At 69.6% G+C, this 11876-nt stretch carries 9 protein-coding genes and 1 pseudogene; 1 reads left to right on the forward strand and 9 read right to left on the reverse strand.

Annotated elements, in window-relative coordinates:
• From ACOJVU_RS11910 to infC, 9 genes and pseudogenes are all read right to left on the reverse strand, one after another.
• Positions 1 to 1718 (reverse strand): PE family protein (locus ACOJVU_RS11910; protein ID WP_421529962.1); only part of this gene is annotated, 1718 nt, incomplete at its 3' end.
• A gap of 141 nt (positions 1719 to 1859) precedes the next feature.
• On the reverse strand, positions 1860 to 4358 hold the full coding sequence (gene pheT / locus ACOJVU_RS11915) for a phenylalanine--tRNA ligase subunit beta (protein WP_421529963.1): 2499 nt from the start codon (positions 4356 to 4358) through the stop codon (positions 1860 to 1862).
• On the reverse strand, positions 4358 to 5401 hold the full coding sequence (pheS, locus tag ACOJVU_RS11920; RefSeq protein ID WP_421529964.1) for a phenylalanine--tRNA ligase subunit alpha: 1044 nt from the start codon (positions 5399 to 5401) through the stop codon (positions 4358 to 4360). Before pheS ends, pheT begins: the two co-directional genes overlap by 1 nt.
• A 160-nt stretch (positions 5402 to 5561) precedes the next feature.
• The gene (locus ACOJVU_RS11925; RefSeq protein WP_421529965.1) at positions 5562 to 6365 is read right to left on the reverse strand and encodes a rhomboid-like protein; all 804 of its coding nucleotides are present in this window, start codon (positions 6363 to 6365) and stop codon (positions 5562 to 5564) included.
• A 9-nt stretch (positions 6366 to 6374) separates the two neighbouring features.
• Positions 6375 to 7142: pseudogene (locus ACOJVU_RS11930) on the reverse strand (adenylate/guanylate cyclase domain-containing protein); the annotation flags it as partial.
• Between the two features lie 186 nt (positions 7143 to 7328).
• Positions 7329 to 8120 carry a TrmH family RNA methyltransferase gene (locus ACOJVU_RS11935; protein WP_421529966.1) on the reverse strand — a complete coding sequence of 264 codons (792 nt, stop codon included), beginning with the start codon at positions 8118 to 8120 and terminating at the stop codon, positions 7329 to 7331.
• Positions 8121 to 8135: 15 nt separating this feature from the next.
• Positions 8136 to 8525: a 50S ribosomal protein L20 gene (rplT, locus tag ACOJVU_RS11940; RefSeq protein WP_421529967.1), complete on the reverse strand. Its 390-nt coding sequence runs from the start codon at positions 8523 to 8525 to the stop codon at positions 8136 to 8138.
• A gap of 75 nt (positions 8526 to 8600) precedes the next feature.
• The gene (gene rpmI / locus ACOJVU_RS11945) at positions 8601 to 8795 is read right to left on the reverse strand and encodes a 50S ribosomal protein L35 (RefSeq protein WP_407687902.1); all 195 of its coding nucleotides are present in this window, start codon (positions 8793 to 8795) and stop codon (positions 8601 to 8603) included.
• A 39-nt stretch (positions 8796 to 8834) separates the two neighbouring features.
• On the reverse strand, positions 8835 to 9443 hold the full coding sequence (gene infC / locus ACOJVU_RS11950; protein WP_421529969.1) for a translation initiation factor IF-3: 609 nt from the start codon (positions 9441 to 9443) through the stop codon (positions 8835 to 8837).
• Positions 9444 to 9866: 423 nt separating this feature from the next.
• On the opposite strand from infC, the gene lysX reads away from it, so the two are divergent.
• The coding region (gene lysX, locus ACOJVU_RS11955; protein WP_421529968.1) for a bifunctional lysylphosphatidylglycerol synthetase/lysine--tRNA ligase LysX at positions 9867 to 11876 on the forward strand (2010 nt) is incomplete at its 3' end.

The following is an 11876-nucleotide window of genomic DNA, read 5'->3' on the forward strand; positions in this document are numbered from 1 at the left end:
AGCGTCGACCGCCCGTTCAAAAACGCGTTGCCGACGACGGCCGGACCGTCGACGGCCGTGCCGATCGCGCCCACCAGGTTGCCGGTCTGCAGTTGGCCCACGAACTGCGACGCGCCGGACGAGGCGGCGTCGAGCGCGTTGACCGGCGCGCCCAGCGCATCCAGCGTCAGCGCCGTGGGCAGGCCTGCGTGCACCGCGAGGGAGAACGTAGGCGGCAACAGTCGCAAGGTCACGGCCCCGGTCAGGGACGTGTCGGTGAGCGTGTCGAGGACGTTGGTGGCGTGCTGGGAGATCTGCGCCGCGACGGCGCCGGCCGGCAGCAGGTTGGTGAAGTTCTGCGCCATCATGCCCGGGATGGTGGCGATGGGCGTCAACGCTGGCACGGAGCCGGTCAAGGTGACGTCGGCGAAAAGCGCCCCGGGGAGACTGCCCCTGCTGGTGGTGTCCAAACCGGTGGCGAACAGGTTCAGGAATCCGCCCGTGACGTCGCCGAACGCGCCGCCGATGTTGCCGGTCATGAGGGCCTGGTAGGCGGAGTGGAAGGCCGCCGGCAACCCCTGCAGCCCGTCAAGGAAGCTGTAACCCGCGTTCTGCAGCGAGGTGGCGATGATGGTGGCGTAGGTGATCTGGTCGTGGATGAACTGCTGGATGTAGGGTGCCGGGTCGAAGGCCAGCAGTCCCTGGAAGGCCGCCTGGATGTTCGCCGGCACGGCAGCCAGCACGGCGGGGAAATTATGGATGAGGTACTGGAAGTCCGCGCCGATCGTGTTCGCGTAACCCGTCCCGTTGATCAGGATCTGGTTCAGGAAGGGCGCCGGGTTGCCGGACAGCGATCCGCCCAGGGTCTGCAGGTTGCCGATGGTGTTGTCCAGCAGGGTCTGGTAGGGGCCGACGGTTCCGCCGGTGCTTGCCCCGGCATGCAGCAGCCCGGGCGCCACACCGCTTCCGAGCGGCTGCAGCGTGCCCGGTAGCGCGGCGATGTCCCGGTACAGGGTTTGCAGCCCGGTCCCGATCGGGCCGGAGAGCAGCGAGACAGCGCTGCCGCTCTCCAGCGCTGTGACGATGCCGTTGACGCTCGACACCACCGATCCGCCGCCCAGACCGCCCAGCAGCGACGCCACCGGCGTCCCGCCACCGACACCGCCCACCAGCGAACCTACCGTCGCACCCCCGAGACCGCCCAGCAACGAACCCACCGGCATCCCACCGCCGACACCGCCCAGCAGGGAGCCCACTGCTGCACCCCCAAGGCCACCCAGGCCGCCAAGAGCGCCCAGGCCGCCAAGAGCGCCCAGGCCGCCGAGGATCGGAATGGCAGCCGACTGTGCAGCGCCCACGGTCGAGGCAACCGCCGAGGCGGCGTCACCGCTCGCGCCAACAGCCGCACCCAGCAACCCTTGCACGGGTGCGGTCACCTGGCTCGCGAGGGCTTGTTCGGCGTTGGCGATCTCGGTGCTGGCGTAGGCAGCGGCACCCGTGGTCAACAGGTCCACGAATTCGGCGTGAAATGACTGCGCCTGGGCGCTGAGAACCTGATATTCCTCGCCGAACGAGCTGAAATACTGCGCGACCGCGGCCGACACCTGATCCTGCGCGGCGGCTGCCACACCGGTGGTCGGCGGCGCAACCGCTGCGCTGGATTCGGCGAGCGTCGAGTGAATGTTCCCCAGATTTTGGGCTGCCGCCTGCACAGCGTCCGGCGCCACCCAAAACGACATGCCCACCTCCCATCGCGCCGTACGACGGTCACTGCGCTAAGACCCAGGAAGCCTGAGCTTAGTGGCACTTCCGCGCGGGTGAGGTGTTTCCGGCTTTGCGACACCGATTCGCGTGCCATCAGCCACGAGCATCGAGGGTCCTCAAGTCCGCAGTTGGGCGCCGACCGCCTCGGCGGCGGACCGCACCGCGGCGTCGCGGGCAGCACTGGCGTCGTCTTCGGTCAGCGTGCGATCCGTCGCCCGGAAGCGCAGCGCGAACGTCAACGACTTTCGGGCCTCGCCGACCTGGGGACCGGTGAAGACATCGAAGAGCTGGATGTCCTCGAGCAGCTCGCCGGCACCCGCACGCACCGCGTCGGCGACCGCCGCCGCCGGAACATGCGCCGCCACGACCAGGCTCACGTCCTGGAACACTGCCGGAAACGGTGAGACCCGCGGCGCCGGGAATGCGTCGACGATGGGAATCCCATCCAGGTTCAACTCCATCGCGCACGTGCCCGTGGGCAGGCCCGCCCGCTCGACCACGGCGGGGTGCAACTGGCCCGCGTGACCGGCGACGACGCCACCGACAAGCACCTCGGCGCACCGGCCGGGGTGCCACGGCAGGCGTTGAGCCGCCCGCAGCGTCACCTCGAACCCGCCGGCGCGTGCCACGATTCGGACCGCCTCGAACGCATCGGCGGCTTCGACCAGTCGGCCCGGCCCCCACGGGCCCCGCGCTTCCCGCAGGCCCGTCAGCACCGCCGCGACGTGCTGGGGTTGACGCGGTAGCGACGCGTCGAGCAGAGCGATCTCGGTGTCGCTCGGGCGCCGGTGCACGGGGATGGGCTCGACGGCGCGCGTCTGTTCGGTGGGCTGGACCACCTGGGCGAGGGCGAACAACGCGGTGTCGATGAGACCGCGGGAGACGTTGCGCCCCAACGCCTCCAGCAGTGCGGGCAGCAGTGTGGTCGCCAGGTGCGGACGGTCGGCCTCCAGAGGGTTGAGCACGTGCGTGGTCATGCGTCGAGGGTCGTCGTCGGCCAGCCCCCACAGATCGAAGACACCGGCCGGCAGAAACGGCGTCGGCAGGATCTCGACGTAGCCGGACTGCGCCAGAGACCTGCCGATCGCACGGCGACGCTTCTGCGCCGCGGTCAGCCCGCGGCCCGCGGGCGCCGACGGCAGCACCGAGGGAATGACCTCGAGCCCCTCCAGGCGCAGCACCTCCTCAACGAGGTCGGCGGGCTGCACCAGGTCGGGCCGCCAGCTCGGCGGCGTCACGGTCAGCGCGCCGTCCCCCTCCGTGACAAGGGCCCCGACCTGGGCCAGCCGCCGGGTGGTCGTGCCCGGGGCATAGGCGACCCCGGCGACACGGTCCGGCAGGTCCGCGGGGATCCGGATCGGCGGCCCCGCCCAATCAGCGACCGAGTTGCCCGCCGGCGGGTCACCGCGCCAGTCGGTCAGGGCGTCGGACACCGCTCCCCCGGCGATGTGGGTGAGCAGCGTCGCGCAGCGATCCAGCGCGGCCACCGAAATGGCCGGGTCCACCCCGCGCTCGTACCGCCGGGCGGCCTCGCTGGGCAGGTGCAGCCGGCGCTGGGTCCGCGAGATCGCGGCCGGGTCCCAGACCGCCGCCTCCAGCAGCACGTCGGTGGAGTCGGCGCGCACCTCGGTGCTCGCCGCGCCCATCACGCCGCCGATGGCCGCGGTCGCCGCGTCGTCGACGATCAGGACGTCGGCCGGATCCAGCCGCCGCTCGACGTCGTCGAGGGTGACGACGGTTTCGCCGGGCCGGGCGAAGCGCACGCCCAATCCCCCGGTGATGCGCATGCGGTCGTGGGCGTGCATCGGATGGCCCAGTTCCAGCATCACGTAGTTGGTGACATCCACCGCCGGGGATGTCGCGCGGATGCCGCACAGCAGCAGCCGCCGCTGCAGCCACCACGGCGACACAGCCGCAGGATCGATGCCGGTGACCGGGCGCAGCGCGAACCGCCGGACGCCGGTGCCGGCCTGCACTGTCAGCGGCCATGCCGGCCCCGCCACCGGCAACGGCTTGACGTCTGCGGGGTCGACGAACGTCAGGTCGTAGGCGCACGCGATCTCGCGGGCCAGGCCGCGCACCGACATGCAGTAGCCACGGTCGGGCGTGATGGCCAGGTGGAACACCACGTCGTCGAGACCCAGCACCGCCGCGCCGCCGGCCCCCGGTTCGGCCGTGCCCGGCGGCAGCACCAGGATCCCGGAATGGTCTGTTCCCAGCCCCAGTTCGGCAGACGAGCAGATCATCCCCTCGGAGTTGCGGCCGTAGGTCTTGCGGGCCGCGATGGCGAATCCGCCGGGCAGCGTGGTGCCGGGCAGCGCCGCCACGACGAGGTCACCGACCGCGAAATTTGTTGCGCCGCATACGATTTCACGGTTTCGTTCCTCGCCGACGTCCACCAGGCAGGCCCGGATCGGCTTTTTGAAGCCGCTGAGCTCCTCGATCGCGGTCACCCGCCCCACGGTCACCGGGCCGTCGACCGGGCCGAGTGCCACCACCTCTTCGACCTCGTGGCCGATGCGTACCAGCGTCTGCGAGAGCTCGTGCGGGGTGACGTCCCAGCCCGGGGCGCCTGCCTCCACCACCTCGCGCAGCCAGCTGTAGGGAACGCGCATCAGGCACCGACCCCGAACGGCAACGAGAACCGGACGTCACCCTCGACCATGTCGCGCATGTCCGGGATGCCGTTGCGAAACTGCAAGGTGCGTTCCAGACCCATGCCGAACGCGAAGCCCGAGTACACCTCGGGATCGATTCCGGCGGCCCGCAACACGTTGGGATGCACCATTCCGCAACCACCCCACTCGACCCAGTCGGCGCCGCCTTTCTTGTCGGCGAACCACACGTCGACCTCGGCGGACGGCTCGGTGAACGGAAAGAAATGCGGCCGGATCCGGGTGCGCGCCGACGTTCCGAACTCGGCGCGCGCGAAGGCGTCCAGTGTTCCGCGCAGGTGGGCCATGGTCAGGTCGCGGTCCACCGCCAAGCCCTCGACCTGGTGGAAGACGGGAGTGTGGGTGGCGTCGAGTTCGTCGGTGCGGAAGGTGCGGCCGATCGACACCATGTAGACGGGCAAGTCGTGCTCGAGCAGGGTGCGCACCTGCACCGGTGAGGTGTGGGTGCGCAGCAGCTGCCGGGAGTTCTCCGGCGCGACGTAGAAGGTGTCCTGTTCGCTGCGGGCGGGGTGATCGGGCGGGAAGTTGAGAGCGTCGAAGTTGAATTGCTCTGTTTCGACCTCCGGGCCCTCCGCGACCTCCCAGCCCATGGCGATGAAGGTGTCGGCGACGTGCTCGGCCAGGATCGTGATCGGGTGCCGGGCGCCGGGTGGCTGTCGCGTCGACGGCAGGGTCACGTCGATGGCTTCGGCGACCAGCACGGCCGCGTCACGCTCGGTCCGCAGCGCCGCCAGCCGGTCGTCGTAGCTGCGCTGGACCTCGCCCCGCGCGGCATTGACGCGCTTCCCGGCGTCGGCGCGCTCCTCCTTCGGCATGACGGCCAGCGCCTGGCGGGCCAGCGCCAACGGCGAACGGTCTCCGAGGTGTTCAGTCTTGATGCGGGCCAGTGCGTCGAGGTCGCCGGCACCGGCGACAGCCTCCCGGGCTGCGACGACCGCCTGGGTCAACGCTTCCGGCGACAGGTCGACGGGTTTCTCACCCACGCGGCGACACTCTCCTTGCTGACGGATGTCCAGTTGCCCGCGTCGTCGCCGGGCGGGCCTGATTGTTCCGGCCCGGGCGCGGCACCGGCCGAGTGCCGATCATAGGCGATCGAGGACGACGCCCGGCCAGTTGTGCGCGGAGCGCCGGGGCCCGGAAAGGCTATCGGGACGCAACCGGCTGCGGGGCTTCTCGCGCCGGAATCGGCACCGCCCTGCGCGCCGTGACCATCTGGTCGATCGTGTAGGCCAGCCCGGCACCCAGGGCGCCGAAGACCGGCGCCGCCGCCATCGTCGCCCAGTGATGAGCCAGCAGCAGGAACCCGAAGCCCGACGAGGCGACCAACATCATGCTCCGCACCGGGGTCCAGTAGATCGGTTGGCGGAACCGGGAGGACACCAGTACGCCCAGGACGACCGCGACGGTGTGACCGGCGTCGGTGAAATCTCCGCCGACGATCGCCGAGGCGATGCCCGCGGCCACCCACCATCCCACCCACGCCATCCGCCAGGGCCGGGGGATCACCGCGGTCATCGCCCCGAGGACCGCGAGAGCGCCGTAGCTCATACCGACGTCACTGGCCCGGGTGACCGACAACGGTAACCAGCCCAGTTCGACGGCCGCGGCGAGCGCGGCGGCGACAAGTAACGTCGCCCCGATATGACCGACGACGAACGCCACGAAAAGCCGGATGGTGTGCAGGTGCAACTCGGCCAGCACCAGCGTGCACGTCAAAAAGGGCAGCCAGAAATACAGCGGACCGGCATCGACGACCAGGGCGCTGCCGAGCAGGGTGCCCAGGTGCCCGTGGGCCAGGTTGTGCAGGTTGGTGCTGGCGTGCGCAATGATGGTGGCGCGCGCCTGGGGGCCCAGCACGATCAGCGCGGAGCTGACGGCGAGCAGAACTGCCACGTAGCCGACGGTGAACCGGATCCGGCCGAGCCGGGAGAGGATGGCGTAGATCATCGACACCCACTATGCCTGTGATTCGGCTTCGTCACTGTCATCGGTAACTGCCAACTCCTTGCCGGGTGAGGCGATAGATCACCAAGTCTGCAGGCAACTCGGCGGGCGGGGGCGCAAACATGGATTTACGTGAGCGTTTCGCGACTACGCCCAACTCATTGAGCTCAGTCCCGGGTACCAAGTCTAACGTCGCGCCGGACACCATGATTCCGCCTTTGGTGGCTCGTTCCATGACGCGGGCGGCGATGTTGACGTCGACACCGAGCCAGTCCGAGGCCATCCGCTGCGGGCGTCCGGTGTGGATGCCCACCCGCATCCGTGGGGTGTAACCGGCCACCTGAACCGATCGGAGCTCCCCGTCGGCTGCCAGTGCAGACCGCACAGCGTCCGTCGCGTCGTCGAACACCGCCATCAGCCCGTCGCCCAACCGTTTGACGATCTGGCCGCCGGCATCCAGCAGCGGCGGCTCGATGGCCTGCGCGACCCGCCGTAACAACGTCAGGGCCGCGTCGTCACCGGCCTGGAGCGCCCAGGTCGAGAACCCGACCAGATCGGTGAAGACCAGGGTCACCTCCGGATTGGCCGGACGCCGCGACACCGCTTCGTTCAGCGACTGCCACAGCTGCAGCACGCCCAGGCTGACCTCGCGCGATGCGCCACCACGATCGCGCAGCAACCGGTCGGCGGCTCGCGCCGCGACGCGGGGCCCCCGTCGCCCGCGGTGGACAACGGATCGCCGAATTCGGGATCGCCCGGCAGCCGCCGCCGCGCCTGTCTCCTGTGCTGCGCCCGCCTCCGGATCGCGCGGCGCGACTTCCACTCGTCCTACGTTAGGTGCTCCGCGCAGAGGCAGGCAACGAGACTCGCTACAGGTGTGTCACACGTCGCAGCGAGGGTCGTGCTCACGCCGGTGTCACACCGCGTCGGCTGCTCTGGCGCGGTCGCGCCGCCACCCGGGTCCTTCTACGAACGCGCCAGCAGACCCAAGGCCCGTGCGCTCTGGTAAAGGCAGATCGCGGCGGCGGCGGCGACGTTGAGGCTTTCGGCGCCGCCCGCCATCGGGATGCACACCCGGTGGTCCGCGGCCGCCGCGAACTCGGCCGGCAGGCCCTGGGATTCCGGCCCGAACAGCCATGCCGTCGCCGCGCTGAGCACGCGGTCGGCGTCGTCCAGACGCGTCTCACCGTCCAGCGCGGTGGCCAACACCTGCAGGCCGGCGCCGCGCAGTGCCGCGAGGGCGTCGTGGGCGTCGGGAGCGACGACGACCGGCACCGAGAACACGCTGCCGGCAGACGCCCGCAGGCATTTGCCGTTGTACGGGTCGACGCTGCGGCCGCCGAAAAGCACTGCTCCCGCCCCCATCGCGTCGGCGATGCGGATCAGCGTGCCCGCATTGCCCGGCTCACTGATCTCCACGGCCACCGCGACCAGCCGCGGCCGCGCGGCCAGCACGTCCTCGATCCTCGTTTCCGGCAGTTCGCACACCGCGATCAGCCCCGCCGGGGTGACGGTGTCCGAGAGCGCCTTCGCGGCCCGCTCGGTGACAAGGTGGACCGGGCAATCCAGCGCGTCGACCAGCGCGGCATGCCGTTGGGCGGCCGGTTCGGTGGCGAAGACCTCCCGGGCCAGTCCCCGGGCCGCGGCGGCCTGGACCAGGTGAGGGCCTTCGGCCAGGAACCGCCCGGCGCGCCGGCGGCCGACATGGCGGTGAAGTTTGACCGCAGCGACCACGCGGGCCGAGCGTTCGGTCAGCACCGAAGGTGCCCGGATTCAGGCAGCCTCTCCCGACGGGCGGTTGACGTCCTCGGGCAGCGCCGCACGCGCCACCCCGACGAGCGTGGTGAACGCCGCGGGGTCGGTGATCGCGATGTCGGAGAGGTTCTTGCGGTCCACGTCGACGCCCGCGGCCTTGAGTCCCTGGATCAGCCGGTTGTAGGTGATGTCGTTGGCGCGCGCGGCCGCGTTGATCCGCGAGATCCACAGCTTACGGAACTCGCCCTTGCGCGCCCGACGGTCGCGGTAGGCATAGTTCAGTGAATGCAGCTGCTGCTCTTTGGCTTTGCGGTAGAGCCGGGAGCGCTGGCCCCGATAGCCTTTTGAGGCCTTCAGGATGCTGCGCCTCTTCTTGTGGGCGTTGACCGCGCGCTTTACGCGTGCCATGAGATGTTCCTACTCTCGCTCGGATGTAACTGGTCAGGTACCGGCGCCGGGTCGCGGACCGGCCCGGTTCGATGGTCAGCCGTTCAGCATCGAGTTGACACGCTTGGTGTCGTTGGCTGAAACGGTCGTGCGGCCGTCCAGCCGCCGAGTCCGTTTGGTCGGCTTGTGCTCCAACAGGTGCCTGCGGTTGGCGCGCTGGCGGACGATCTTTCCGGTCCCGGTGCGCCGAAACCGCTTTGCCGCACCGCTGTGGGTCTTGGCCTTGGGCATGTCTCTCCCGTTCTGCTGGTGTCCTGTCCAGGTGTCAGGTCAGTTGGATGAAGGCGCGGGGTCAGCGCTTCCGTCGGCAGCCGGGGCCGGCCCGGCCCCCGGTCCTTCCGGATACTGCGCCCTGGCGCGGGTTTTCGCGCCCCGGTGCGGTGCCAGCACCATTGTCATGTTGCGGCCGTCCTGTTTGGCCGACGTTTCGACGAATCCGAATTCGGCGACGTCCGAACCCAGCCGCTGGAGCAGCCGATAGCCCAACTCGGGCCGCGACTGCTCACGTCCGCGAAACATGATGGTGACTTTCACCTTCGACCCCGCCTCCAGGAAGCGCACTACGTGGCCCTTTTTGGTCTCGTAGTCGTGGTCGTCGATCTTGGGCCGCAGCTTCTGCTCTTTGACGACGGTCTGCTGCTGGTTCCGGCGGGATTCGCGCGCCTTTTGCGCCGCCTCGTACTTGTACTTGCCGTAGTCCATGATCTTGCAGACCGGTGGTCTGGCGTTCGGCGCAACTTCGACGAGGTCGAGATCGGCGTCCGCGGCGACGCGCAGTGCGTCTTCGATGCGCACTATGCCTACCTGTTCTCCCCCTGGGCCGATCAATCGGACTTCAGGTACGCGGATGCGCTCGTTGACGCGGGTCTCAGTGCTGATGGGGCCTCCCTGGGTGGGCGTTGTCGGGTAGTCACGACCAGCGCCTGGGCCGTCCGGATTCGCAAGGGGAGAACCACACCATCAGCAAAAAAGCCCTGCCTCAGCAGGGCCCATGCCGACCGATCGCGGCGAGAGCTGTCACGCCGCCCGCGTCACCGCGGAACAGGCACCGACAGTGCCTGTGACCGGACCGCTGAGCCTTGTCAATTCTTTCGGCCAGCGGTGGGAGTGGGACTCCACTTAACGTTCCTGGCGTTCGCCGGGATGGTCGCGCAGCCGAGTCTAGCAGCACCGGAGCTTTTCCCCGCACTTGTGCGTGTCGGCGGCACGCGCCGGGCGCAGGCGCAGCGTCACCGAACTCCATGAGCCGTGCCGGGCGCTTCGCGAGGCTTTTCCCGGATTGAACGAATATCCTCGCGGTCTGTGACTGTCGTTTCGCCGCGTTCCGGCAGCCAGTCGGCTTCCCGTTATCACTGGGTACCGGCGGCCGCCGGTTGGACCGTCGGCGTCATCGCGACGGTCTCGCTGGTGGCCAGCGTGTCGCCGCTGGTCCGCGTGCTGATCAGGGTGCCGCGGCAGTTCATCAACAGCTACCTGTTCAACTTCCCCGACACCAGCATCGCCTGGTCGTTCGTGTTGGCATTGCTGGCCGCCGCGCTGAGTGCCCGCAAGCGCATCGCCTGGGCACTGCTGCTGGGAAACATGGTCCTCTCCGCGGCGCTCAACGCCGCCGAGATCGCCGCGGGCGACAACAGTCCCGCCGAGATCTTCGGCGAAAACCTGGGGTTCGCGGCGCACGTCGTGGCGGCCGTCGTCCTTGTTCTGGCGTACCGGGAATTCTGGGCCAAGGTCCGCAGGGGCGCCCTGTTCAAGGCGGCCGCGGTGCTGTTCGCCGCCGGCGCGATCGGGATCCTGGTGTCCTGGGGACTGGTCGAGCTCTGGCCCGGATCACTGGCGCGCCAAGACCGGCTCCCCTACGTGGTCAACCGAGTGATCGGCTTCGCCTTGGCCGATCCCGACCTGTTCACCGGCCGGCCACACCTGATCCTGAACGCCATCTTCGGATTGTTCGGCGCGCTCGCGCTGATCGCGGCGACGATCGTGCTCTTCCAGTCCCAGCGGGCCGAGAACGCGCTCACCGGGCAGGACGAGTCCGCCATCCGCGGGCTCGTCGAGTTGTTCGGCAAGGACGACTCCCTGGGATACTTCGCGACGCGGCGCGACAAATCGGTGGTGTTCGCGAGCAGCGGCCGCGCCGCCATCACCTACCGGGTCGAGGTGGGGGTCTGCCTGGCCAGCGGCGACCCGATCGGTGACCCGAGGGCCTGGTCGCAGGCCATCAACGCGTGGTTGAGCCTCTGCAAGGCATACGGCTGGGCTCCCGGCGTCACGGGCGCCAGTTCCGAAGGAGCCCGGGCTTTTCATGAGGCCGGCCTAAACGCGCTGGAACTGGGCGATGAGGCCATTTTGCGGACCGCCGACTATCGGCTGTCCGGGCCGGACATGCGCGGGGTGCGCCAGGCGGTGACGCGGGCCCGCAGGGCGGGACTCACGGTACGGATCCGGCGGCATCGCGACGTCCCCGCCGACGAGATGACCAAGACCATCGAACGCGCCAACGCTTGGCGCGACACCGCCTCCGAGCGCGGCTTCTCGATGGCGCTGGGCCGGCTCGGCGACCCCGCCGACGGGGACTGTCTGCTGGTCGAGGCGCTCGACCGCGACGGCGACGTCGTGGCGATGCTCTCCCTGGTCCCGTGGGGAACCACCGGCGTCTCGCTGGACCTGATGCGCCGTGCCCCGCACTCCCCCAACGGAACCATCGAGCTCATGGTCAGCGAGTTGACCCTCAACGGCGAACAACTCGGCATCACCCGGGTCTCCCTGAATTTCGCGATGTTCCGTTCGGCGTTCGAACAGGGTGCCCAACTCGGCGCCGGCCCGATTGCCCGGCTGTGGCGCGGCTTCCTGCTGTTCTTCTCCCGGTGGTGGCAGCTGGAGACGCTGTATCGCTCGAACGTCAAATACCACCCCGAATGGGTCCCCCGCTACGCCTGCTACGAGGACGCGCGGCTGATTCCGCGGGTCGGGGTCGCTTCGGCGATGGCCGAAGGTTTCCTGGTGTTGCCGTTCAGCCGGCGCGACGAGACGCATACGGGTCACCACCCGGCCGTGCCGCCCCGGCTGGTCGAGTCCGGGTTGCTGCATCCCGACGGGTCGGCGCCCGACGTCCGCAGCCTGCGACGCGCGGAGACCGACGAATACTGGGCCCACCTGCCCGAACAGGTGCGGGTGCGACTCGCCAAGCTGGAGATGCTGCAGCGCAGCGGCGTGGACGCCTACCCAGTCGGGTCTCCCCCCAGCCACACGATTGCCCGGGCGCTCGACGCGCACGACGCGCACGACGCGCACGACGCGCACGACGCGCACGAC

The organism is Mycobacterium sp. THU-M104, assembly GCF_049197365.1.
In the GTDB taxonomy this organism is placed as follows: Bacteria; Actinomycetota; Actinomycetes; order Mycobacteriales; family Mycobacteriaceae; genus Mycobacterium.